Origin of the sequence: Microbacterium sp. NPDC090281, assembly GCF_044769635.1 — a bacterium.
Classification (GTDB): Bacteria; Actinomycetota; Actinomycetes; order Actinomycetales; family Microbacteriaceae; genus Microbacterium.
This window is the reverse complement of the sequence record NZ_JBIVYH010000002.1, coordinates 346,799-369,467: the sequence shown is the minus strand read 5'-3', so window position 1 is coordinate 369,467 and position 22,669 is coordinate 346,799. Positions and strand designations below refer to the sequence as shown.

The 22,669-nt window shown below is 69.1% G+C and carries 27 protein-coding genes; 12 read left to right on the top strand and 15 right to left on the bottom strand.

Annotated features, from left to right (window positions below):
- Positions 1–11 precede the first annotated feature (11 nt).
- The 14 genes from ACIQTX_RS15920 to ACIQTX_RS15855 all read right to left on the bottom strand — a co-directional run bounded on the left by ACIQTX_RS15920 (position 12) and on the right by ACIQTX_RS15855 (position 11,411).
- The gene (locus tag ACIQTX_RS15920) at positions 12–1,466 is read right to left on the bottom strand and encodes a flagellar hook-length control protein FliK (protein ID WP_402973864.1); all 1,455 of its coding nucleotides are present in this window, start codon (positions 1,464–1,466) and stop codon (positions 12–14) included.
- Positions 1,463–1,885 carry a hypothetical protein gene (locus tag ACIQTX_RS15915; RefSeq protein WP_028502288.1) on the bottom strand — a complete coding sequence of 141 codons (423 nt, stop codon included), beginning with the start codon at positions 1,883–1,885 and terminating at the stop codon, positions 1,463–1,465. The genes ACIQTX_RS15920 and ACIQTX_RS15915 overlap by 4 nt, the downstream gene beginning before the upstream one ends.
- Positions 1,882–3,177 carry a FliI/YscN family ATPase gene (locus ACIQTX_RS15910; protein ID WP_402973861.1) on the bottom strand — a complete coding sequence of 432 codons (1,296 nt, stop codon included), beginning with the start codon at positions 3,175–3,177 and terminating at the stop codon, positions 1,882–1,884. Before ACIQTX_RS15910 ends, ACIQTX_RS15915 begins: the two co-directional genes overlap by 4 nt.
- Positions 3,174–3,779 carry a FliH/SctL family protein gene (locus tag ACIQTX_RS15905; RefSeq protein WP_402973858.1) on the bottom strand — a complete coding sequence of 202 codons (606 nt, stop codon included), beginning with the start codon at positions 3,777–3,779 and terminating at the stop codon, positions 3,174–3,176. Before ACIQTX_RS15905 ends, ACIQTX_RS15910 begins: the two co-directional genes overlap by 4 nt.
- On the bottom strand, positions 3,769–4,773 hold the full coding sequence (gene fliG, locus ACIQTX_RS15900; RefSeq protein WP_402973856.1) for a flagellar motor switch protein FliG: 1,005 nt from the start codon (positions 4,771–4,773) through the stop codon (positions 3,769–3,771). Before fliG ends, ACIQTX_RS15905 begins: the two co-directional genes overlap by 11 nt.
- Entirely contained in the window at positions 4,770–6,392 is a 1,623-nt protein-coding gene (gene fliF, locus ACIQTX_RS15895) for a flagellar basal-body MS-ring/collar protein FliF (RefSeq protein WP_402973853.1), read from the bottom strand. The genes fliG and fliF overlap by 4 nt, the downstream gene beginning before the upstream one ends.
- Positions 6,392–6,694 (bottom strand): flagellar hook-basal body complex protein FliE, encoded by a 303-nt coding sequence (gene fliE / locus ACIQTX_RS15890; RefSeq protein ID WP_028502293.1) that lies wholly within the window; start codon positions 6,692–6,694, stop codon positions 6,392–6,394. The genes fliF and fliE overlap by 1 nt, the downstream gene beginning before the upstream one ends.
- Positions 6,694–7,086 carry a flagellar basal body rod protein FlgC gene (locus tag ACIQTX_RS15885; protein ID WP_028502294.1) on the bottom strand — a complete coding sequence of 131 codons (393 nt, stop codon included), beginning with the start codon at positions 7,084–7,086 and terminating at the stop codon, positions 6,694–6,696. The genes fliE and ACIQTX_RS15885 overlap by 1 nt, the downstream gene beginning before the upstream one ends.
- The gene (locus ACIQTX_RS15880) at positions 7,083–7,424 is read right to left on the bottom strand and encodes a flagellar basal body protein (protein WP_028502295.1); all 342 of its coding nucleotides are present in this window, start codon (positions 7,422–7,424) and stop codon (positions 7,083–7,085) included. Before ACIQTX_RS15880 ends, ACIQTX_RS15885 begins: the two co-directional genes overlap by 4 nt.
- A gap of 112 nt (positions 7,425–7,536) precedes the next feature.
- On the bottom strand, positions 7,537–7,833 hold the full coding sequence (locus tag ACIQTX_RS15875) for a hypothetical protein (RefSeq protein WP_105527619.1): 297 nt from the start codon (positions 7,831–7,833) through the stop codon (positions 7,537–7,539).
- Positions 7,830–8,216, bottom strand: a complete 387-nt coding sequence (fliS, locus tag ACIQTX_RS15870; RefSeq protein WP_105527620.1) for a flagellar export chaperone FliS — start codon at positions 8,214–8,216, stop codon at positions 7,830–7,832. The genes ACIQTX_RS15875 and fliS overlap by 4 nt, the downstream gene beginning before the upstream one ends.
- Before the next feature lie 2 nt (positions 8,217–8,218).
- A complete protein-coding gene (gene fliD, locus ACIQTX_RS15865; protein ID WP_402973847.1) occupies positions 8,219–9,601 on the bottom strand; it encodes a flagellar filament capping protein FliD in 1,383 nt (460 codons plus the stop codon).
- Between the two features lie 69 nt (positions 9,602–9,670).
- Entirely contained in the window at positions 9,671–10,501 is an 831-nt protein-coding gene (locus tag ACIQTX_RS15860; RefSeq protein ID WP_021198928.1) for a flagellin, read from the bottom strand.
- A 109-nt stretch (positions 10,502–10,610) separates the two neighbouring features.
- Positions 10,611–11,411 carry a sigma-70 family RNA polymerase sigma factor gene (locus ACIQTX_RS15855; RefSeq protein ID WP_402973843.1) on the bottom strand — a complete coding sequence of 267 codons (801 nt, stop codon included), beginning with the start codon at positions 11,409–11,411 and terminating at the stop codon, positions 10,611–10,613.
- A gap of 196 nt (positions 11,412–11,607) precedes the next feature.
- On the opposite strand from ACIQTX_RS15855, the gene ACIQTX_RS15850 reads away from it, so the two are divergent.
- Genes ACIQTX_RS15850 through ACIQTX_RS15805 form a run of 10 tightly spaced genes read left to right on the top strand, consistent with a single transcriptional unit; the run spans position 11,608 to position 19,797 of the window.
- Positions 11,608–12,090 carry a flagellar export chaperone FlgN gene (locus ACIQTX_RS15850; protein ID WP_028502300.1) on the top strand — a complete coding sequence of 161 codons (483 nt, stop codon included), beginning with the start codon at positions 11,608–11,610 and terminating at the stop codon, positions 12,088–12,090.
- A gap of 13 nt (positions 12,091–12,103) precedes the next feature.
- On the top strand, positions 12,104–13,513 hold the full coding sequence (gene flgK, locus ACIQTX_RS15845) for a flagellar hook-associated protein FlgK (protein ID WP_402973839.1): 1,410 nt from the start codon (positions 12,104–12,106) through the stop codon (positions 13,511–13,513).
- A gap of 13 nt (positions 13,514–13,526) precedes the next feature.
- Entirely contained in the window at positions 13,527–14,408 is an 882-nt protein-coding gene (locus ACIQTX_RS15840) for a flagellin (RefSeq protein WP_028502302.1), read from the top strand.
- The gene (locus ACIQTX_RS15835; protein ID WP_402973836.1) at positions 14,405–14,776 is read left to right on the top strand and encodes a flagellar assembly protein FliW; all 372 of its coding nucleotides are present in this window, start codon (positions 14,405–14,407) and stop codon (positions 14,774–14,776) included. The genes ACIQTX_RS15840 and ACIQTX_RS15835 overlap by 4 nt, the downstream gene beginning before the upstream one ends.
- Positions 14,777–14,835: 59 nt before the next feature.
- Complete coding sequence (gene tsaB / locus ACIQTX_RS15830) at positions 14,836–15,453, top strand: tRNA (adenosine(37)-N6)-threonylcarbamoyltransferase complex dimerization subunit type 1 TsaB (protein ID WP_402973834.1); 618 nt, start codon at positions 14,836–14,838, stop codon at positions 15,451–15,453.
- Positions 15,450–15,938 carry a ribosomal protein S18-alanine N-acetyltransferase gene (gene rimI / locus ACIQTX_RS15825; protein WP_402973831.1) on the top strand — a complete coding sequence of 163 codons (489 nt, stop codon included), beginning with the start codon at positions 15,450–15,452 and terminating at the stop codon, positions 15,936–15,938. Before tsaB ends, rimI begins: the two co-directional genes overlap by 4 nt.
- On the top strand, positions 15,935–17,002 hold the full coding sequence (tsaD, locus tag ACIQTX_RS15820; protein ID WP_028502306.1) for a tRNA (adenosine(37)-N6)-threonylcarbamoyltransferase complex transferase subunit TsaD: 1,068 nt from the start codon (positions 15,935–15,937) through the stop codon (positions 17,000–17,002). The genes rimI and tsaD overlap by 4 nt, the downstream gene beginning before the upstream one ends.
- Complete coding sequence (locus ACIQTX_RS15815; protein ID WP_402973827.1) at positions 16,999–17,484, top strand: hypothetical protein; 486 nt, start codon at positions 16,999–17,001, stop codon at positions 17,482–17,484. Before tsaD ends, ACIQTX_RS15815 begins: the two co-directional genes overlap by 4 nt.
- Positions 17,485–17,489: 5 nt before the next feature.
- Positions 17,490–18,644, top strand: a complete 1,155-nt coding sequence (locus ACIQTX_RS15810) for a hypothetical protein (RefSeq protein ID WP_402973824.1) — start codon at positions 17,490–17,492, stop codon at positions 18,642–18,644.
- Positions 18,628–19,797, top strand: coding sequence for a hypothetical protein (locus ACIQTX_RS15805; protein WP_402973821.1), 1,170 nt, complete (start codon positions 18,628–18,630; stop codon positions 19,795–19,797). The genes ACIQTX_RS15810 and ACIQTX_RS15805 overlap by 17 nt, the downstream gene beginning before the upstream one ends.
- Before the next feature lie 7 nt (positions 19,798–19,804).
- Here ACIQTX_RS15805 and ACIQTX_RS15800 read toward each other — a convergent pair whose 3' ends face one another.
- Complete coding sequence (locus ACIQTX_RS15800) at positions 19,805–21,010, bottom strand: SAM-dependent methyltransferase (RefSeq protein WP_402975562.1); 1,206 nt, start codon at positions 21,008–21,010, stop codon at positions 19,805–19,807.
- Between the two features lie 164 nt (positions 21,011–21,174).
- Here ACIQTX_RS15800 and groES point away from each other — a divergent pair, with 164 nt between their 5' ends.
- Positions 21,175–21,471, top strand: coding sequence for a co-chaperone GroES (gene groES / locus ACIQTX_RS15795; RefSeq protein ID WP_028502311.1), 297 nt, complete (start codon positions 21,175–21,177; stop codon positions 21,469–21,471).
- Between the two features lie 184 nt (positions 21,472–21,655).
- Positions 21,656–22,585 carry an EamA family transporter RarD gene (gene rarD, locus ACIQTX_RS15790; protein ID WP_402973817.1) on the top strand — a complete coding sequence of 310 codons (930 nt, stop codon included), beginning with the start codon at positions 21,656–21,658 and terminating at the stop codon, positions 22,583–22,585.
- Positions 22,586–22,669 lie beyond the last annotated feature (84 nt).

Genomic DNA, 22,669 nt, shown 5'->3' with positions numbered 1-22,669 from the left:
TTCCTCTCGGATCAGGCGAAGACTTCGATGCCGCCGTGCGGCGAGACAAAGGGGGCGGGAGCTGTCCCGTCGGGGAGGGGCGGGTCGCCGTCCGGTCCGGGATGGGTGCCGGTGGCCCCTCGGCCCGCGGCTGCTCCACCGTGGGGCTGGCCACCGGCCGTTCCCGTCGCCGTGCCGTTCGCGGAACCGCCGTTCGGGGAGTTCTGCGGGTTCGACGAGCCGGGGCCGTCATCCGAGGTCGAGAGCAGGAGCGATGCGTGTGGTGCTGCCGCGGCGAGGTCACGCCGGAGGTCGACGAGGATCGCACGCAGCGCTTCGCGGCCGAGCTCGTTCGGGGCATGGAGCTCGATGTGGATGGCGCCGCCCGAGATGTGTGCGCGCACCGTCACGGGACCGAGGTTCTCCGGTGACACGGTCAGCGTGAGACTGTGGTCGCCGTCCGGAGCCTGCGCGAGCGAGACCACGGGCGCGGTGATCTGGGGGAGCAGCACGGGGCGGGCGACGGAGACGGCGACCGGAGGAGCTGCCGGTGCCGCGGCCGTCGAAGCAGCGGTGCTGCCGACGGCGGGTGGCGGGGTGAGCTCTCCGCCCGTGGAGGCGGTCTGCGTCGGCGCGGAGACGGATGCCGGAGCGGATGTCGTGCTGGCCGGCAGAGGTGTGGAGGCAGCATCCGGCGAGGCATCGGTGCCGGTCGTCGCCGCATCGAGTGTTCCGGGGCGGTCGGTCTCCGTCCGGATGCCTGGCCGTCCGGATGCGACCGCGCCGCTGAGCGTCGAGCTGTCGACGGCGAGGCGCGGGGGAGCGGCGGAGGTTTCTGCGTCGTCGTCGACCGTGCCGACGAGGGGCGCTGCTTCGGTGGCCGGAGATGCACCGCGAGCGGTGGCGGCAGCGGCGGCGGTGACTCCAGCGGGCGCGGCAGCACTCGTCGCGAGGGCGCGGTTCGGCGCCGGCTCCGGCGGTGGTTGTACGCCGGTGGTCCCGACTGGGGTGGCTGCTGCGGCCGCTCCCGTAGCGTTCGCCGGCGAGCTGGTCGATCCGGCCGTGGCGGCGGTGAGTTCCGCGGCGTCGGCGATGACCGAGGCGGGTTTCCCCTCGGCGTTCGTCGAACCGGTGCTCTCGGCCGTGGACTCCGCCGGAACAGCGGGCAGGATGGCTGCCGATTCGTCGTCGGGGGCCTCTGCGACCCCGTGCGCGCCGGTGGTGAGCGCGGCTCCCGGTGTCGGGAGCATCGTCGGCAGGACCGGTGCGGCGGTGGCCGGGGGTGTGCTCGCCGAATCAGACGAGGCATCATCGGTCGTCGTGCCGGAGGTGCCCCCATCCGTGTCTTCGGCTGAGGCGCGCGAGGCATCCTGGATGACATCGGCGAAAGCCGCGGCTCCGGGCGTGACGTTCCGCGACGACGACGCCGATCCGGGCAGTCGCGGCCCCCGCGCGTCGAGCAGGTCGATGATGCCGAGAGTTGTCATTGCTGGCCCTCCGCGCTGGTCCGCGATCCGATCTCGTCGAGCTCCGACTGCTCAGCGTGCAGTTCGGCAGCGCGCACCTTCACGGCGTGCGCCTGGGCGAGGCGGTCGAGTCCGCGCATCGCCCTCCTTGCCTCGGCATGCTCGCTGCGAGCCTGGTCGACCGTCTGCTCCTGAAGCTCAGACAGTGTCGTGAGGTCGGCGAGCAGGGTCCGGCCCGCCACTCTGGCCGCGGCGAGGGCGGCGAGGGAGCGGACATCGACGGCCTCGTTCCCCACTCCTGACAGGTGCGCGCGGAGCGATCGGTCGCGGGCCTCGGTGTGTCGGGCGTCGAGCACTGCACGGGAGAGCCGCTGCGCCGCTGCACGCTCCTGGATCTCGCGCACGCGCAGGAGACCGGCCAGAGAGAAGGACCGCTTCATGAGACTCCTCCGAAGGCTGCGACGAGCTCGTCCAGTCGCCGCCATGATTCGCCGATCTCGCTCGTCTCGTCGAGGGGCTGGGTGAGGAAGGCGCTGATGGCCCGTTCGTTGGCGATCGCGGCGTCGATACGGGCGTCTGCGCCGGGCTGATAGGCACCGATGTCGATGAGGTCGTTCGCGCGGCGCCGGGCCGCGAGCACAGCACGCAGCGTCGCCGCGTGCGCCCTGCGCTCAGGGACGGTGACCTTGCCGGCCACCCGCGACACGGAGCCGAGCACATCGATCGCGGGATGGTGCCCGGACAGCGCGAGTGCGCGATCGAGCACGACGTGACCGTCGAGGATCGACCTGACGGTGTCGGCGATGGGCTCGTTGTGGTCATCGCCGTCGACGAGCACGGTGTAGATGCCTGTGATCGAGCCGCGCTTGTCGGTACCCGCGCGCTCGAGCAGTCCGGCAAGGAGCGAGAACGTCGACGGCGGATACCCGCGGGTGGCCGGAGGCTCCCCGGCGGACAGGCCGATCTCCCGCTGCGCCATCGCCACGCGGGTGAGGGAGTCCATCATCAGGATGGCGTGGGCACCGTCATCGCGGAAGGCCTCGGCGATGCGCGTGGCGGTGTAGGCCGCACGGATGCGCGCCATGGCCGGTTGGTCCGAGGTCGAGACGACCACGACGGAGCGGGCGAGTCCCTCGGGCCCGAGGTCGTCCTCGATGAACTCGCGCACCTCACGGCCGCGCTCGCCGACGAGCGCGATCACCGTCACCTCAGCTTCGGTTCCCCGCGCGATCATCGACAGCAGGGAGGACTTTCCCACTCCGGAGCCGGCGAAGAGTCCGACGCGCTGGCCTCGCCCGACGCTCACGAGCGTGTCGAGAGCGCGCACTCCGAGCGGAAGCGGCGAGTCGATCCGGTCGCGCCCCATGATCGAGGGCGTGGGGTGGTCCAGGGTCACCGGGATCGCGCCGGTGAGCGGTCCCTTGCCGTCGATCGGTCGTCCCAGACCGTCCAAGACGCGTCCGAGCAGGGCGCGTCCGGTGGGCACGCGCAGCGCACCTCCGCGGCTGCGCACCGGGGCTCCGACCGTGAGGCCGGCGACCGCTCCGAGAGGCATGCATCGGAGTCCCCCTTCCCCGATGGCGACGACCTCCGCATCGACCCCGTCGAGTGTCACGACATCACCGACCGCGCCTTCGAGTCCGCGCACCTGCACGCTCAGACCGCGTACCTGCGAGACCGCACCGACCCGCTCCGGTCGCACCGCTTCGCGCACCGCACCCCAGGCGCTCATGCACCGGCCTCGGTCAGAGCGAGACGGGCGCGCTCGAGTGCGCTCCCGATCCGGGCATCGATGTGGCCGTGGTCCAGTGTTGCAACCGCGTCGCCGCGCGCGAGTGTGTCGTCGGGGATGAGGGCGAAGGCGGCCAGCCCGTCAGCGGATGCCTGAAGCGTGCGGAGGTCGTCCGGATGCAGGCGCACCTCGCGGATCTCGGTGGGGTCGACACCGGCGATCGCACGTCGGGCTGCAGCGGCGGCAGAGGCTCCGGCGTCGGAGAGTTCGCCGACGATGATCAGCTCTGCGAGCTCGATCGCGCAGCTCAGCACCTGTTCCTGCGCTGCCGATGTCAGCTCGCGCTCCCGATCGCCCAGGGAGCGAGCCGCCGCGTGGAGCGTCGCGATCGCGCGCTCGAGCTCGTGGGCTGCAGCTCTCGCGCGCACGTTCCGTTCGTCTTCGGCGAGGCGCTGCGCCGACTCGGCCTCGGCGAGACCGGCGCGGAAGCCCTCCGCGTGCCCGTCGGCGTAGCCGCGCATCCGAGCGCGGGCATGCTCCTCGCCGCCCCCGCCTGCGTCCAGACGCGGGAACAGCACCGGCGAGAAGGCGTCAGTAGACATATTCGTCCTCGTCGGCGCGCTGCACCGTGATGTCGCCTGCGGCCTCGAGAGCCCGGATCGTGCGCACGATCTCGGCTCTGGCCTCCTCCACCTGCGACACGCGCACCGGGCCGATCGTGCGGGCCTCCTCGTCGAGGTTCTCCCGGTTGCGCTCGGAGACGTTGCGACGGATGAGGTCGGCGATCGGCTGGTGTGCGCCCTTCAGCGCGAGTGCCAGCGAACGGATGTCCATGCCCCGCAGAACGCGCTGGGTGTCGCGGTCGTCGAGCTTGACGATGTCGGCGAAGGTGAACATGCGCGAGCGGATGTCCTCCGCGAGGGCACTGTCGCGGTCTTCGATGCTCGCCAGCAGCGCCTTCTCGACGGTCGCGCCGGAACGGGCGATGATCTCCACCAGAGGCTCGACGCCCCCGAGCACTTCGGGTGCATCTCGGGTGGCGAAGGTGCCGGTCCGAGATCTGAGCGCGTCGGCCACGATCGCGATCGCCTCCTGCGATGCGGTCCCCATCGTCGCGATGGCGTGGGCGACATCGGTGCGGGTGGGGTCGGGGAGTGCGGCGAGCACGGCTGCGGCACGATCGGTGGGGAGGTGCGCGAGCACGAGGGCGACCGTCTGGGGGAGTTCGCCGTCGAGCATCGTCGCCAGCTGCGCCGGATCGGCGGATCCGAGGAACTCGAAGGAGGAAGCCATCGAGGAGGAGCCGACTCTGCCCAGCACGGCGGCGGCGCGCTCGGCGCCGAAGGTGGCCTCCAGCAGGCCGGCGGCGATATCGCGTCCGCCACGTGCCGGCGGCAGATGCCCCAACGCGATCCGGTGGAACTGTCCGAGGGCCTGGGCGGTGGTCGCCGCATCCAGATTCTGCAGGTCGATGATCTCGGCGGCTACGGCCTCCGCCTCCGCCTCCGTGAGGTGCTTCATCACCTCGATGGCCTGGGCGCGGTCGAGGTTCATCAGCACGACGGCCGCCGTCTGCCGGTCGGTCAGTGCGGTCATACCTGCTGCCTGTCGTCGATGAGTGTGCGCAGCAGGTCGGCCGTGCGCTTCGGGTCCTGCCGGGTGAGGGAGTCGATCTCCGCCCTACGGCGCTCGAGGCTGACCTGTGCGGGCTCGGGGTCAGGCTCAGGCTCCGGATCGGGCGCCGTCTCGAGGAACGCCAGGGGCGTCGTGGGGGACTGATCGATCGCCGCGGTCGCGCCCGCGTCGAGGGCGGAGAGCGCGGGCGGACGATCGCCGAAGAGCTGGTCGAACTCGGTGGCGGCACTGCTGCGTCGCCGCGCGCGCATGATGAGGGCTGCGAGACCTGCGAGCAGCGGGATGGCGATCGCCGCGGCGATGATGATGGTGTTCAGCAGGACCGCCTGGCGCTCAGCGCCCTCGGCCTCCTTGGCCGCCTGGAGTGCGGTCTGCGCTGCTTCGGAGCTGGTCTGGTTGAAGGAGACGAGCTCGACCGCGATCGAATCACCGCGATCGCTGTCGATCCCGGCAGCGGTCTCGACCAGGTCGCTCAGCTGCGCGGTGCTCAGGTCGCCGCCCGCACCGGAGTCGATCGCGACCGACACCGACTGGCGCAGCAGCGATCCAGCCGGAGTGGAGGTGCTCTGCGTGCTCTTGTTGACCGCGTTGGTCTTCGACGTCTCGGTGGACTCCGACGTCCCGTCGCCGTCGGCCGATGGCACCGCGATGTTGTCGGGACCGAGCACACCGGCGTTCGAGCTCGAGCCGTTCTGCCGGTCGGTCCTGGTCTGCTCGGTGAGCGGGGGAGCACCCTCGGCCGGCGTGTAGGTCTCCTCGACGCGCTCGTTGGCCGAGTGGTCGATCTCGGCCACCACCGTCACCTTGGCGTTGCCCGGCCCGACGACGGTGTCGAGCATCTGCTGCACGCTCGCCGTCACACGCGCCTCGTAGTCGCTGGCCTGCTGGTCCATGCCGCCGGTGGTCCCGACGCCCGCAGCCGAGAGCGTCTGACCGCTCTGATCCACGACGGCGACGTTCTCGGGCTTCATGCCGCTCACCGCCGCTGAGGTCAGATGCACGATCGCCTCGACCTGCTTCGGCGAGAGCGTCGAGCTGCCGGACGTCTCGACGAACACGGATGCGGTGGGATCGACCGTTTCCGAGACGAAGACGCTCTCCTCCGGGATCGCGAGCTGCACCGATGCCGCGGTGACACCCTTGATCGACGAGATGGTCGCTGCGAGCTCACCCTCGATCGCGCGCTTGAAGGTCACGGACTGCTGGAACTCGCTCGTCGTGACGCCCATCTTGTCCAGCAGCGAGTACCCGCCGGAGCTGGCGCCGGGAAGCCCTGCGGAGGCAGCCGCGAGCCGCTGGTCGTAGACGTCCTTCTCGGGAACGAGCACGGTCGCCCCGCCGTCGGCCAGTTCGTAGGGGACCGAAGATGACCGCAGCTGCTCGACGACGGCGTTCGCATCGGAGGCGCTCATGCCGGAGAACAGCGGGGTGTAGGTGGGACGACTGAGCCAGCTGGAGAGAGCGACGATCCCGAGCGCGAGCACGGCGACGCCGATGATCGCGATCGTGCGCTGCGCGAGCGAGAAGCCCGCGATCACGCGTCCGATCCGCTGGAACACGTTCGTGACGGCCTGGGGCATCAGGCTTGCATCCGCATGATCTCGTTGAACGCGTCGACGCCCTTGTTGCGCACGGCGGCGACGAGTTCGAGCGTGACCGACGCGCGCGAGGACGCGATCATCGCCGAGTGGATGTCGTCGAGGTCGCCGGTGACCGCGGCGACCTTGAGCTTGTCGGACTCGGACTGCAGCGACCGCAGCTCGTCGATCGCACCGGTCACGCTGTTCGCGAAGGCGGTGTCGTCCGTCGCTTTCGCGGGGCCTGTCGGCGGGGCGAGGGTGAACGCCGAGGAGATGCCCTCGATGCCGGAGATGGGGGTCATCAGCTGCGTCCGATCTGCAGTGCGGATTCGTAGGAGTTGCGTGCGCGGTCGACGATCGCCGCACTGGCCTGGTAGCCACGCTGGGCGAGGATGAGCTGGCTCATCTGGTCGCCGAGATCGATGTCGGGGTAGCGCACATACCCGTCCGCGTCCGCGAGCGGGTGGTCGGGCTGGTGCACGAGGCGTCCCTGCGCGCTGCCCTGCACGGTGCCTGCCACGTAGACGCCGGGTGACTGGTCGCTGGTCTGGGCCAGGATGTACCGCTGGCGGAACGCGGCCCCGTTGCTCGGCGCGGCGGTGTTGATGTTGGCGATGTTGTCGCTGATGGCGTCGAGCCATTTGCGGTGCACGGTCAGTCCGGTGCCGGCGATGCCGATCGCGTCGAAGGTCATGAGGTCCTCATCGCGGTGCGCATCGACGTGAACGACCCGTTCACGGCCTGCGTGGCGAACTGGTAGCGCAGCATCGTGTCGATGCTGGACAGGGTCTCGGTGTCGAGGTTGACGTTGTTGCCGTTCAGGCGCGTCGGCTCGAGGGAGGTGCCGACCGTCGCCCCGACCCGCCCGTCGCCCGCATCGATCGAGCGGGCGAGCGCATCTTCGAACTGCACGCGCTTGGCGTGATAGTTCGGGGTGTTGATGTTGGCGATGTTGTCGGAGATCGCGCGCTGGCGCAGCGCGAGGCCGTCGAGCGCACTCGTCAGCGCGTTGATGGTCACAGAATCGAACACGAACCGGCTCCCCGTGTGTGGCTGGTGTGGCCGATCCATGGCCGAGTCTTGCGAGCCATCCGTGCTCTCACTGCTCTATCGGCAGGAGGATCCGCGATGTTAGAGAGCGGTCTCACCCGTCGACGTCGAGGTAGGCGGGCTCTTCCGGCCGCCGGGTGCTCGGGATGCGACTCACGGCGCCGAGGTGCTGCTTGAGGCCGTCGAGATCGGCCCTGGTGCGCTCCATCGCCGAACGCTGGAGCTCGACCACCTGTCGCGCCCGGTCGGCGAGTGCGGGCGGAAGCGATGTGGCCGGCGGCATCCACGGTGCGATGTCGTCGATGTCGGCGGTGCCCGGCGCTGAGGCGAGGATCCGCTCAGCGTCTCTCTCGAGTCGATCGAGCATCAGGGTCCATTCGGCGACGCTCACGACCGCGCCTCGGCCACGGTCCGTGCGGCTTCGTGCCAGGCGTCCCGCAGCGGGGAGATGATCTCGTGGCACGCGTGCGTGCGCTCGGGGTCGCGACCGATGTTGGCGCCGATGAGCGTCTGCGAGAGGAACACGTACAGGGAGCGCAGGCCGGCGCTGCCGTTCCAGTCGTCGGTCAGCGACGACGACAGCTCGGAGACGATCGCCTGCGCGTGCTGCAGCTGCGCGTTCGCCTCGACCCAGTCCTCGGCCCGCTGCGCGTTCTCACCGCGTTCGATGTCGAGCAGCAGGCGGTCGTAGAGCATCGTCACCAGACGCTCGGGCGGTGCCGAGAGGACGGCATCCTCGCGGTAGCGCTGCTGGGCGCGGAGTGCGGCGTTCATGCTCACTTCCCTGAGCTCGAGCCCGGCAGGGCGGCGATCTGCGAGGTGAGGTACGACGACTGCGATTGCATCTGCGACAGCATCACCTCGAGGCGGGCATAGGTGCGCTCGAGCGAGGCCTTGCGCTGTGCGAGGCGCACATCCCAGCGCTCCATCTGCTCGCCGAGGCCCTTGACCTCGCTCTGCTGGCCGGTGATGCGTGTGGTGAGCAGGCCCTCGTATTTGTCGGAGTACACCTTGGCGGTGTCCTGCACACGTGCGGCGATGTCGGAGAAGAGTCCGGCGACCGCGTCAGGATCCTTCGCGAGGGCTTCGGCGAACTTCTCCTCGTCGAAGCTCATCACGCCGTACATGTCGGAGGAGATGCCGATGGAGGAGGGGGAGACCCCGTCGACCGGGTGCTGCACGGCGTCGGCGAGGGCGTTGCGCAGGCCCCGGATCGCACTGTCGCCGGTGAAGACGCCGAGTTTCGTCTTCTCGCCCTGGTTCGCCGCGACGGTCGCCTTCGATCCGTTGTCGATGCGGGTCAGGATGTCCTTCACCGCGGCGATGAAGTCCGCTGAGGCCTTGGTGCGTGCTGCGGTGTCGACGGCGACGCCGATCGTGACGGGTGTGGCTGATGCAGCGGAGACGGTGACGTCGACGCCGTCGAACAGGTCGGTGAAGGTGTTGCTCGATGAGGTCAGCACCTGCTCCGCGCTCGTGCCGGCCCACAGCCGCAGCTGGGCGTTGCTGCCCACGTCGATCACGGCCGCTCCGGCTTCGGTGGCGAGGTCGGATGCGGTGCCGGCCTCGACGGCGGCGACGTCGCCGCGGTAGGCGTGGAACTGTCCTGCCTCGCCGGAGTCGGCCGCACGCAGCTGAAGACGGTGCGTCATGTTGCCGTCGGCGTCGCGCCCGGCGGGCACGGCGGTGGCGACGATGCCGAAGCCTGCTTCGTTGACGGCCTGGGCGACATCCTGCATCGAGGTGGAGTCGGCCGTGACCTGCACGCGCTCGCCCTTCGCATTCTGGAGGGTGATCACCGGCGGGTCGACCGGCCAGCCCTTCGAGGCGGCGGAGACGATGGTGTGGTTCTTGGCGACCTTGTCGACGACGATGTCGGCTGCGAGTGCAGCGGCGCCCGTTCGCGTGGCGACGGTGACGGTGGGCGACGACGAGGAGGTCGTGAAGCGGGCCAATCCGTCGCGCGAGGCTGCCTTCTCGGCAGCGGTGGCGAGGTTCTGGACCGCGGTGTTGAGGGTCTGCAGCTGGGAGACGATGCCGTTCTTGTCATCCATCTTCGCCTTGAGGAGCGAACGGGGGATGGCGTGCACCTCCATCAGGGCCTTGATGACCTCTGTGGTCTTCAGGCCGGACACGAGGCCGTCGAGCGAGAGAGACATGGTCGCCTTTCCGAGTCGGGAGCGGACAGGGTCCGGGCGCCGGTGGGCGCCCGGACCCTATGACGTGGTTCAGCGCAGGAGCTGGAGCACGCCCTGGTTGGCCTGGTTGGCCTGGGCCAGCATCGCCGTACCTGCCTGGGACAGGATGTTCTTCGACGTGAACTTGACCATCTCGGACGCCATGTCGGTGTCGCGGATACGGCTCTCGGCAGCGGCGAGGTTCTCCGCCGACACGTTGAGGCTGTTGATGGTCGACTCGAAGCGGTTCTGCAGCGCACCGTAGCCGGCGCGTGCGGTCGAGACCGCCTGGATCTGCGTGTCGATGCCCGCGAGCGCGGTTCCGTACGTCGCAGCGTCCGTCATGGTCGCCGCGAGCGTCTTGATGTCGGCGCCGAGGGTGGCGAAGTCGGTCAGGGCGACCGAGATCTGGTCCTCAGCGGCGACGGAGCCCGCACCGACCTGGAACGTCAGCGTGTCGCCGCCCGAGAGCAGCTTGATGCCGTTGAAGTTCGTGCTGCCGGCGATCCGGGTGAGCTCATCACCGAGGGTGTTGATCTCCTTCTGGATCGCGTCGCGCGACTTCGCGTTGTTCGAGTCGTTCGCACCCTGAGCGGTCAGGTCGCGAACGCGCTGCAGGATCGAGTGGACCTCGGTCAGGGCGCCTTCCGCGGTCTGGATGACCGAGATGCCGTCCTGGGCGTTGCGGGCCGCGACGTTCAGGCCGTTGACCTGCGAACGCAGGCCCTCGGAGATCGCGAGGCCTGCAGCGTCGTCGGCTGCGCGGTTGATGCGGAATCCGCTGGACAGCTTCTCGAGCGACTTCGACAGGTCGTTCTGCGTGTTGGACAGGTTGCGGTAGGCGTTGAGTGCCGACACGTTCGTGCTGATCTGCATACCCATAAGGGTTCTCCTCCGTGAATGTTGTTGTGCGGGAGACCATCCGTGGTCTCCCGTCCACACCTATCGGCGGAGGGAGCGCGCCCGTTAGCAGAGCGGGCGGTGATAGCGGTCAGGCGGGCGTCGATTCCCGGAAGACATCTGCGATCCGGGAGCTGCTCGCATCCGCGATCCGGGAGAAGTACGCATCGCGGGCTGCGGGGGAGACGCGCGTCGTGGTGACGGGGGCTGCGCCTTCCGCGAAGTATCGATCCAGAGCATCGCGCAGCAATCGGATAGCCTCCGAGCGCTGTTGCGACACCGCGGAGTGCGTCACACCGAGCTCCTCGGCGATCTCCTTGACCGGTCGCTCGTCGAAGTACACCGCCTGCACGATCCGGCGCATGCGTTCGGGGAGTGCGCCGACGGCCTGCTCGAGCACTTCGCGCCGCTCACCCACGAGCGCCGACTCCTCGGGAAGCGGGATCTCGGCCGCCACATCGCGTGCGCCGGGATCCTCGAGTGTGGTCACGGTTCGCGCGGCATCCCCGAACGCCTCGAGGACGACTTCTTTGGGTACTCCCATCGCGGTGGCGACCTCGGTGGCCGTCGCCGTTCTGCCGAGTCCGGCGGTGAGGGTCTCGCGAACCGCCACCGTCTCTTTGATGCGCTTGCGGATGCCGCGGGATGCCCAGTCCATCGAGCGCATCTCATCGGCGAACGCACCGAGGATGCGGCGGCGTGCGTAGGCGCCGAAAGGGACGCCCAGTGCGGGGTCGAAGGCATCGGCGGCCGTCACGAGCGCGAGCGCTCCGACGGCGGCGAGCTCGTCGCGGGGGATGTGGGTTGCACGGGCGTGGGTTTCGGCGGCGAGGTATCCGACCAGGGGGAGGTTGCTCTCGACGAGCAGATTGCGCTCAGCGCGCGACGACATGGGGGATGATCCACCTCTCTGGATGCACTCCGGGAGTTCCAAGGAGATGAATAGATGCACATATCACATAGGTCGTAATTTGTACATGGGGAGAACTATCCATCGCCGTTCCACATAGTAACGTTAGCCAAGCGATGGCCGATAGTGACCTTTGGCCGCGTTGTCAGGCGGGGCGATCACTGGGGAAAAGGGGATCATGGGAGCCAACGAACTATCGATACAGCTGTGGCGCGAGCGCGAACTGCTCGAGATGCTGCTCTTCAAGCTCGACGAACAGCAGCTGCTTCTCGCAGCCGGACGATCCCAGTGGATCCAGTTTGCCGCGCGTGAGATCGACCAGGTGCTCGACCGGCTGCGTGGCGCGGGACTCGCCCGCACCGTCGAGGTCGCGACCGTCGCCGAGGAGTGGGGAGCTCCCGAGACGGCGACGATCCGCGAGCTGATCGAGCATGCGCCGGAAGGCGCGTGGCAGGACGTGTTCGCAGACCACATGCGCGCGCTCACGAGGCTCGCCGCCGAGGTCGAGCAGATGCGCGACGCCAACGCAGAGCAGCTCAGCGGAGTGCTCCGCGCCACCCAGGAGACGATCGCCGCGCTCGGACACGACACCGGCGAATACACGACCAAGGGCGACCGCGCCCGCGACGACGCAGCGCGCATCATCGATACCGAGATGTGACCGAGAGGGGATCATGTCGACCTTCAGTGGATTGAACACGGCGGCCAGCGGACTGGCAGCCGCTCGCCGCGGCATGGACGTGGTGGGGCAGAACATCGCCAACCAGAAGACCGAGGGATACACCCGCCAGCGCGTGATGACCTCAGCCGTCTCAGCCGTCGCGCAGACCGGTCGGTTCAGCGTCGGAGCCCTGCCGGGGCACGGCGTCTCGATCGACGGCGTGGCCCGCCTCGGTGACGCTCTGCTCGACGCCAGGGTCCGCGACGCACTCGGTGCGTCGGGCTACTGGTCCACGCGGGCGGTGGCCGCGACCACGATCGAGGCCTCAATCGCCGAGCCCACCGCGAACGGACTGGCCGCCAGGCTGTCGAAGTTCTGGTCCGGATGGCAGGACCTCGCGAACACTCCGGACTCGGGGGCCGCGGCGTCCAGCATCCTGGAATCAGCCAAGGAGCTCGCCTCCCACATCGCCGGCGGGTACCGCAACGTCGCCACCCAGTGGAGCAACGCGCGTGACTCCGCCGATCGCACCGTCTCACAGGTGAATGCGACCGCCGATCAGATCGCCGTGCTCAACGGCGAGATCCGCGATGCCCTCGCGTCCGGCCGCTCGGCGAACGAGCTGATGGACCAGCGGAGTCTCCTCGCGCAGAACGTGGCCAGGATGTCCGGGGCCGCGGCGACGATCGAGAGCGACGGCACGATGACCGTCCGGCTCGGCGGCAACGCGCTGGTCGCCGGTTCCGATTCCCGCCACCTCGTGCTGACGGGGCCGGCCTCGATCGACTCCGGTCAGCGCTTCAGCCTCTCCTGGGCCTCCGCACCCGACCTCCCCGTCTCGATCGACGGCGGCGAGCTCGGCGCTTCACTCTCGGTCCTCGCCCCCGCAGCCGATGGCGGCATGCTCGCCGGCCTCGCGGCGACCTACGACAAGGTGGCGACGGCCCTGGCCGACGCGATGAACACGCAGCACCGGGCGGGCGTCACCTCCACCGGCCAGGCCGGCGGCGACTTCTTCACCCTCCCCACCACCGGATCCGCAGCGCTCGGCTTGACGGTCGCCGTCGGGTCGGCCTCCGAGCTGGCACTCGCAGCGCCCGGGTCGGGTGCGCTGGATGCGACGAACGCCGACTTGATCTCCCAGATCGGCCGTCGTGCCGGTTCTCCGGATGCGCTGTGGTCAGATCAGGTCACCAGGTTCGGGGTCGCTACGGCCGCCGATGTGCAGCGCGCCAAGCTCTCAGACTCCGCCGCGGTCGCCGCGGTCGGGGCGCAGCAGTCGGTCGCCGCCGTCGACGGCGACGAGGAGACCATCAGCCTGCTCACCTACCAGACCGCCTATCAGGCCGCAGCCCGCGTGATGACCGCGGTGGATGAGGCGCTCGACGTGCTCATCAACCGCACGGGTCTCGTCGGACGCTGATCGAAGGAGCACCGTGATCTCTCGAGTGACGTCATCGTCCATGACGCAGACGGCGATGCGCCAGCTGCAGTCCAACCTCACCGAGCTGGCGCGTCTGCAGGAGCAGGCGACGTCTCAGCGTGCTTTCGCCACCCCTTCCGAGGATCCGGCGGCCGCGGCCACCGCCATGGCTCTGCATTCGGAGCAGCGCCGCACCGAGCAGTATGCGCGCAACATCGACGACGGACTGGCCTGGGTCACTGCGGCCGACAGCGCCATCACCGCGAGCACTGCTCTGCTGGGGAGGGTGCGCGACCTGACGGCTCAGGGCGCGAACGACGGCGCTCTCGATGCCACGGCGAAAGAGGCCCTGGCCGTCGAACTCGAGGGCATCCGCAAAGAGCTGCTCTCCCAGGCCAACACCCGGCTGCTCGGCCGCTCGGTGTTCGCCGGGACCTCTGACACGGCCGCGTTCGCGGCCGACTACAGCCACAGTGGTGTGCCGGGGGCGGAAGTCTCCCGGCGGGTGTCCGACGCGGCATCGGTGCGTGTCGACACCGACGGCGCCGCCGTCTATGGCACCGGAGACGATTCGGTGTTCGCCCTCGTCGACAAGATCGTCGCCGATCTTCGCTCCGGCACGAACGTCGGTCCCCGGCTGGCAGAGATCGACAGCCGTCGAACTGCCATGCTGGGAGTGCAGGGTTCGGTCGGCACCCGGCAATCTCAGATCGAACGCGCCAAGGAGGCGGCAGTGCAGAATTCCGTGTCCCTCGAATCCCGCAGAGTCGCGGTCGAGGACGTCGATTCGATCGAGGTGCTCGTGCGCCTGCAGGCGCAGGAGCTCGTGTACCGCTCGGCGCTCGCCGTGAACGCGCGCGTGCTCCAGCCCTCGCTCATGGACTTCCTGCGATGACCGTCGCGCTGACCTTCCTCGCCCCTCCGCCCGGCTTCGCGCCGCATGTCGACTTCGCCCTCGCGCCGATCGACGGTGCGGACGGCCTGTTCGCGATGCGGGCCGTCGACGACGCCGACCTGCGCCTGTACCTCATCGACCCGAGCTCGGTGCTGAGCGAGTACGCGCCGATCCTCACCGACGAGCAGGCCGGCGGATTGGCGCTCGGATCGGCCGAAGACGCGCTGATCCTCGTGGTCGCCCACCCCGGAGCCGATGGTGTGAGCGTGAACCTGCTGGCTCCCGTGATCGTCAACCGCACGACGGGAGCCGCCTCGCAGGTGATCCTCGAGGACCAGGACTACCCCCTGCGCGCTCCGCTCGGCTGATACGCGGCCCGGGCTGGTGCTGACCGCGTTCCCAGCGTGACGACGGCTAATCTGGAGTCGTGATCCTTGCCGTCGACACTTCTCTGGGCACGGCTGTCGCCCTCATCGATGCCGACGGGGCGCGACGGGCCGAAGTCGGCGCCGCCGACCCCCTCGGCCACGCCGAGGTGATCGGCGACCTGCTCGTCGATGCGCTCCAGGAGGCGGGCGACGGCGACGTCACACACGTGGTAGCAGGCATGGGCCCCGGTCCGTTCACCGGGCTGCGCATCGGCATCGCCACGGCACGCGCCTTCGCGCTCGGACGCGGCCTCCCGGTCGTCCCCGTCCCCAGCCACTTCGCGGCAGCACTCACGATGCTCGAGACCGAGACGACGCCGTTCGCGATCGTCACCGACGCGCGCCGCCGTGAAGTCGCGATCACGGTCTTCGACGGTGTCGATGCGGACGGGATCCCGGTTGTCGTCGCCGAGACCGTCCTGGTGCGGGCTGTGGATGCCGACGCGCATCTCGACGGTGTCCGCCGCATCGACGTGACGACGCTGTCCGCATCGGATCTGGCGCGGGTGGGAGCACGGGCGCTCGCTGCGGGCCGCACGCTCACGGGCGATGAACCCCTCTACATGCGCCACCCCGATGTGACCCTTCCCGGTGCGCCGAAGAAGGTGGGGACATGACTCTCCGCGACGCGACGCCCGAAGACCTCGACGCGATCATGGCCATCGAGACCCGGTCGTTCCCCACCGATGCCTGGAGCTCCGAGACCATGTCGGCCGAGCTGCAGAGCCCGCACGGTCGATATCTCGTGGACGAGCACGACGGCGTCGTGATCGGATACGGCGGGGTGCGCGCCCTTCGCGGCAGCGCCGATGCCGACATCCAGACCATCGCCCTCCTCGCCGAGCACCGGGGGCAGGGGAGGGGCAGGGCGCTTCTTCGCGCGTTGCTCTCGGCAGCCGTGGAGCGTGGCGCGCGTGAGGTGTTCCTCGAGGTCCGAGCCGACAATCCCTCCGCCGAGGGGCTCTACCTCGCCGAGGGGTTCGAGGAGCTCGCGCGTCGTCCGCACTACTATCAGCCGGACGACGTCGATGCGATCGTGATGCGTCTGGAGCTGCGCCGTCACCCGGCATCCGCCACAACCGCCGAGGAGACGACCGCATGAGCGAACCACTGGTCCTCGGCATCGAGACGAGCTGCGACGAGACGGGCATCGGCATCGTCCGCGGACGCACCCTGCTCTCGAACACCATCGCGTCGAGCATGGACGAGCACGCAAGGTACGGCGGTGTCGTGCCGGAGGTCGCCGCTCGGGCGCATCTCGAGGCGCTGCAGCCCTCGATCGACGCCGCGCTCGCCGAGGCCGGTGTGCGCCTCGACGACCTCGACGCGGTCGCCGTCACGAGTGGTCCAGGACTCGCGGGCGCTCTGATGGTCGGAGTCGGAGCGGCGAAGGGACTGGCCGTCTCGATCGACAAGCCGCTCTACGCGGTGAATCACCTCGTCGGGCACATCGCTGCCGACATCCTCACCGCCGACTCCGCTCCTCTCGAATACCCGACCATCGCGCTGCTCGTGTCGGGCGGGCACACTTCGCTGCTGCACGTGCGCGACCTCACCACCGACGTCGAGCTGCTGGGCGAGACGATGGACGATGCGGCGGGAGAGGCCTTCGACAAGGTCGCCCGCCTCCTGTCGCTGCCGTATCCGGGGGGTCCGGAGATCGACCGTGCGGCTCTTGACGGCGACCCGAACGCGATCCGGTTCCCGCGGGGACTCTCCCGCGCGTCAGACCTGGCGAAGCACCGCTACGACTTCTCGTTCTCCGGGTTGAAGACGGCTGTGGCCCGGTGGGTCGAGCGATGCGAGGCCGACGGCATCGACGTCCCGGTCGCGGATGTCGCCGCGAGCTTCCGTGAGGCCGTCGTCGACGTGCTCGTCACGAAGGCGCTCGCCGCCTGCGCCGACCTCGGTGTCCCGCGACTGCTGCTGGGCGGAGGAGTGATCGCGAACCGGCGTCTGCGCGAGGTCGCTCTCGAACGAGCCGAAGCAGCGGGTGTCACGGTGCGCATCCCGCCGTTGTCGTTGTGCACCGACAACGGCGCGATGATCGCGGCACTCGCATCTGAGTTGATCTCGTCGGGCCGCCGTCCATCGACGCTGGCGTTCGGTGCGGACTCGACCCTCCCGGTGACCGAGATCCAGATCGCCGAGGCGGTGCCGGCATGAGCGACGCCCCAGGTTTCGCCGACGCCAAGGACTCGACGACGCCGTCGGCGCGCATCGAACGCCCCAGCGGCGAGGTCGAGCACCCGGCAGGGGCGGCGCGACTCCCCGGCGCCCGCCGCGACGGTTACACCAGGCTGCCGACCGGCCCCGTCGGCATCGAACCGGTGGTGGCGAGCGGCCCCGACATCGATGCTCCGGACGAGACCGAGTGGGAGCCGTCGACGGGAGCCGCCCAGATCGATGACACCAGGCTCGCGCCGTGGGCTCTGCTCGCCGCGATCGTGGCACTCGGAGCTTCGTTCTTCGTCGGCTGGGGGATCCCGGTCGCCGTCGTCGCGGTCATCGCCGCGATCATGTCGCTGCGTCGCCCCGTCGAGAGCCGGGCGATCGCGCGCTGGGCCCTCGTGCTCGGGCTCTGCGCGACCGTGTACAGCCTGGGGTGGCTGGTCTGGGCAGGCATGCAGTTCGAGAGGCTCGGCTGACGCGAATGCTGGGCGCCGACGAGGTCGAGGAACTGCGCTCCCTGCAGGCGCGGGCCTATGGCCGGGACGCGGCGCTCACCGAGGCAGAAGCACTCAGGCTGAACGACCTCGAGGGGCGTCGGTTCGTGCCTACCGCTGCGTCCGCCGACACGACGACACCGCTCGACTCGGCGACACCGCTCGATGTCGCGTCGTCGCCGACCACTGCACGGCTGCGCGGCGAAGGGACCGGCGAACTCCGCGGCGTTGAGTCAGAGCATCGGCAGGACGATGCCGCTGAGTCGTTCGCCGCCGCGGATGCCGGTTCGTCGACAGCCGGGGGAGACACACTCGATTCCGTGGAGACCGTTCGCTCTCTGCTGCGCGCGCACTGGCGCCCGGCCGTGCTCGTCGCCGCGGCGTTGGTGGTGGTCGGTGCAGGGGTCGGATGGATGCTCTTCGGCAGGTCTGGTCCTGCTCCGGTCGCTCTGTCCGCACAACAGCAGGAGTGGCAGGGCGCTCTGCTTGCCGGAGACCTCTACGACCAGGGATCCCTGCGCGCCCTCGCGGTCGAGCAGGGAGCGGTGATCTGGACGGCGACCAAAGACGACGGCGAGAGGACGTGCCTGCTCGTGGCGAAATCCGCGTCGGCGCTGCCCAACTGCGAGCTCACCGAGACGGTCGAGAAGACGGGTCTGTTCGGAGCAGTCACTCTGGAATCGAGCGACGAGGTCAGACGTGAGCTCAACGTGCAGATGATGTTCACCGCATCCGGCGAACCTGCCGTCTCCGCCCGCACGGAAGAATACGGCCCCGGCACCACCAACGGTGTGATGTATGCGAACGCCGAAGAGGCGGAGAAGGCGAAGCGGATCGCGGCGCAGGGGTTCGAGATCAACTCGCTCTGGGTCATCGGCTACGACGGTGAGGTGCCGGTGTGGACGGGTATGGAGGTCAAGGGCTTCCAGACCTGCCTCATCTACGACGGCTCCGATGAGCAGTTCCCGCGGGTCTGCGCCGACGCGCTCACGATGCAGGAGCAGAGCGCCACGCTGGTGCTGAACGTGGTCGACGAGGAGAGCGGCGACGTCACCCGCCTCGAGCTTCCGACCGCGAGCAACGGGAGCTCCTCTCTGATGGTCACGCGTGTGGGAGGTGCCGACGGTGCTGGCAGAGAGTGACGCCGACGAGCTGCGGGCGCTCCAGCGCAAGGCCTACAGCCGTGATGGCCTCATGGCGGACCACGAGATGAAGCGGCTGCGCGAACTCGAAGAGCGGCGCCGATCGCTGTCGACGCCCGCGGAGTCCCCATCGTCGAGCGAGGATTCCGCAGACGAGCGGCCGGAGTCCCCGCACGATGATGCCCCGGATCAGGGGGAGGATGACGAGCAAGCGTTCGCACAGGCGGCTGATCCCATGCCGGCGACGTCGAACGCACGGAGCACCATCCGTCGTGCCCTGCGGCAGTATCGGGTGGGCGTCTCCGTGCTCGCCGTACTGCTTCTCGCCACCGGCGTCATCACCGGATGGGCGCTGTTCGCGCCACGCGCCGACGGTATCGTGCTGACGGCCGCGCAGCAGGAGCGCCGTGACGTGCTCGCCGCGGCCGACTTCGATCCCGGCTCGCTCCGTGCAGTCGCACGCGACGAGAACGCCCTGGCCTGGTACGCCACCAAAGACGATGCCACCTTCGTGTGTCTGATCCTCGATGTCGGCGAACAATCGCAGTCGAGCTGCCTCAGAGGCGGTGACGTCGGGCGGGGACTGAGCGTGTCGTTCCCCATTGCACGCGACGACTCGGACGATGACCCTTCCGGCATGGAGGGTGTGGGTGCCACGATGCTCGTCTCGACGGCGGGTGAGCCCATGGTCGCTCTGCAGCGATGGACGATGTCACCCACGTCGTCCTCACAGTTCGCTGGCGAGGAGCGTGCTCGTGCAGAAGAGCTTGCCGACCAGGGATTCGCCTTCTCGATCGCGATCCTCGGCTACTTCCGTTCGGCGCCCGTATGGATCGGCGACCGGTTCTCGGAGCAGGGCGATATCGAGAAGTGCCTCATCGTCGATGCCCGTGACCAGACGACGTGCATGCCCCTCGCCGCGGCGTTGGAGTCCGGGATCGGGACCCGGGTCGACGACGTCGGCGTAGCCGACGGTGCGGTGGTCGGTTCGTCGATGCTCGAGGCGAGGTTCACGAGGTGGCAGACCCCGTACCTGGTCGTCACCGCAGCGCCTGCGCAACTCAGCGTCACTCCGGGGGATTCCGTTCTCGTGGAGGCCCCTCCCGGTGATCCGATCGAGGTCGAGCCACCGGGGCGCGGTACGGGCGGCTGAGCGCTGATCAGCCTGCGGCCGGCACCCGGTCGGAGAGGATCGCCAGACGCTTGTCGCCCACTCGTGCGAGGATCAGCGTCGCCTCCTCATCGCCGCGCAGCACGAGCTTCTTGCGGAACGTCGCAGGGTCCACATCGACCCCGCGCTTCTTGATCTCGAGGCGTCCGATGCCGTGCGCCTTCAGTGCGGCACTGATCGCCTTGGGGCTTGCCGGAAGGGTCTCCCGCACGCGGAAAGACTGCACGAACGGGCTCGTCAGTGCCGTGTCCGATGTCAGGTAGGCGATGTGCTCGTCGAGCATCCCGGCGTCGAGGCTCCTGGCCACGTCGCCGATCAGGCGTGCGCGGATGACGGCCCCGTCCGGCTCGTGCAGGAAGGCTCCGAGCTCGCGCACCGGTTCGTCGGTGGCGTCTGCGGGCGCGGTCAGTTCGTGCGAACGGTCGTCGCGGATCACGAGGGCCGAGCGGCGCACTCCTTCTCTGGCGAGGACACCGCTCCAGACGACGAGTTCGACGACGCTGCCGTCGGCGCTGACCCACTGTGCCTCGGCGTCGGAGGGGAGCGTGTCGCGGTCGTGGGCTGGTCCGAGCTTGATGCCGGTCGGATGGCGGGCCGCGACGTCGAATGCCCAATCCAGCGAGGGCGAGTAGTCGTCGGCGGAGACGCGCCGGGTCTCGCTGTGTCCGGATGTGCGTCGGGCCGGATCCATCCAGATCGCGCGGGTGCTCGGGCTCTCCGATGCGGGCAGGGCGTCTTCTGCGGTACCGTGACGCACCACCGCGCTGTCCCCGAACGGAGCCAGGTTGTAGGCGGCGATCGCTGCGGTGACCTCGTCGGCGTCGACGGCCAGCACGTCGAGTCCTGCTCCGGTGAAGGCGAGGGAGTCGCCCCCGATGCCGCAGCCCAGATCGGCGACCCGGGTGAGGCCCGCGCTGCGGATCCGCTGCGCATGCCGGGCGGCGACGCCGAGCCTGGTCGCCTGCTCGAGGCCCGCGCGGGTGAACAGCATCCGCGCCGCGAACGGTCCGAACTTCGCCGCCGCTTTGGAACGCAGATGAGCCTGCCCGACGACGGCGGAGACCAGTTCGGGGGAGTGCCCCTCGGCGCGCAGCCGCGAGACGGCCCTGGCGACGTCGGCGGTCGATCCGATCGGTCCGACCGCATCGAGCAGCTCGAGACCGGCGGGGGTCAGCAGGGCACGCAGCTCGGACATCTCCACGCCCTCAGCCTAATTCCCCGCTCGGTGAGTCGAACCGAGGCGCGCACTGGCACTCGCATTGCATGAGTGCCAGCGGAGCGCCTAGACTGGATTAGCACTCTCGGGTTGAGAGTGCGAACAAGTCTTTCGTGTCAGCGTCAAGAAAGAAGAGGTAGACCGTGTCGGTTTCCATCAAGCCGCTCGAGGACCGCATCGTCATCCAGCAGGTCGAGGCCGAGCAGACCACCGCGAGTGGCCTGGTCATCCCCGACACTGCCAAGGAGAAGCCCCAGGAGGGCGAGGTCGTGGCTGTCGGCCCCGGCCGCATCGACGACAACGGCAACCGCGTTCCGATCGACGTCGCCGTCGGCGACCGTGTCCTGTACAGCAAGTACGGCGGCACCGAGGTGAAGTTCGGCGCAGACGAGTACCTCGTCCTGTCCGCTCGCGACGTCCTCGCGGTCGTCGTCCGCTGATCTGCTGAACCCGGCTTCCGGCCCTTCTCGAAGGGTCAGGGCCATGGTCCTCGAAGGGGGCTCGGATGCGTATCGCATCCGAGCCCCCTTCTGCGTCCGCCAGCGGCCATCCGTTTTCTGCCAAACTCCGCCGGGCCCACCGCACGGGAAGTTCGAGCACTCGGGGCGGGCATAGGGTTGTGCGGTGACTCCCGAGACGACCCGTGCGACCCAGACAGCCGGAGTCGCGTACGCCGGAGCCGCCTATCTCCTCTGGGGTGTGCTTCCCCTCTACTTCCTCCTCCTGCTGCCGACCGGGCCCTGGGAGGTCGTGGCGTGGCGGGTGCTGCTGTCGTTCGTCTTCTGTCTTCTGCTGCTCACGGTGATGCGTGGTTGGGCGGCGCTGGGGGTGATCCTCCGCCAACCGAGACTGCTGGGGTGGACGGCGCTCGCAGGCCTCCTGATCTACGTCAACTGGCAGGTGTTCCTGATCGGGACACTCAGCGGCAACGTGATCGAGACGAGCCTGGGCTACTTCATCAACCCGATCACGACCGTGCTGCTCGGAGTCTTCGTACTGAAGGAACGCATCCGCAGACTGCAGTGGGCGGCCATCGCGATCGCGGCGATCGCGGTCGTCGTGATCGTCGTCGCGTACGGCGACGTCCCGTGGATCGCCTTGTCGCTGACCGCCTCCTTCGGGGTGTACGGGCTCATCAAGAAGAAGATCGGCCCCGCGGTCGACGCGGTCAGCGGCCTGACCCTCGAATCGTTCTGGCTGATCCCGATCGCGGTGGTTCAACTGATCGTCGTCGCACAGACCACCGGAATCACGATGGGAACGAACGGGTGGACGCACGCCCTGCTGCTCGCCTTCGCCGGGGTCGCGACCGCCGTGCCCCTTCTTCTCTTCGCAGCCGGCACCCGCCGGATCAACCTCACCGTGATCGGGATGATCCAGTTCATCACCCCGGTGATGCAGTTCCTCATCGGCCTCCTGGTCTTGAACGAGCCGATGCCGGCCGAGCGCTGGGCGGGCTTCATCATCGTGTGGATCGCGATCGCGGTCTTCGTCGTCGATCTGCTGCTCAATGCGCGTCGCGGGCGCAGGATCCCGCAGGTCGCCGCGGTCTGATCCCGAGGCTCATCAGCGCGGAAACCCGGTGTCGGATCGTTAACGCACCGAGATACTTGCGACCCCTGCGCGCAGACCTCACGG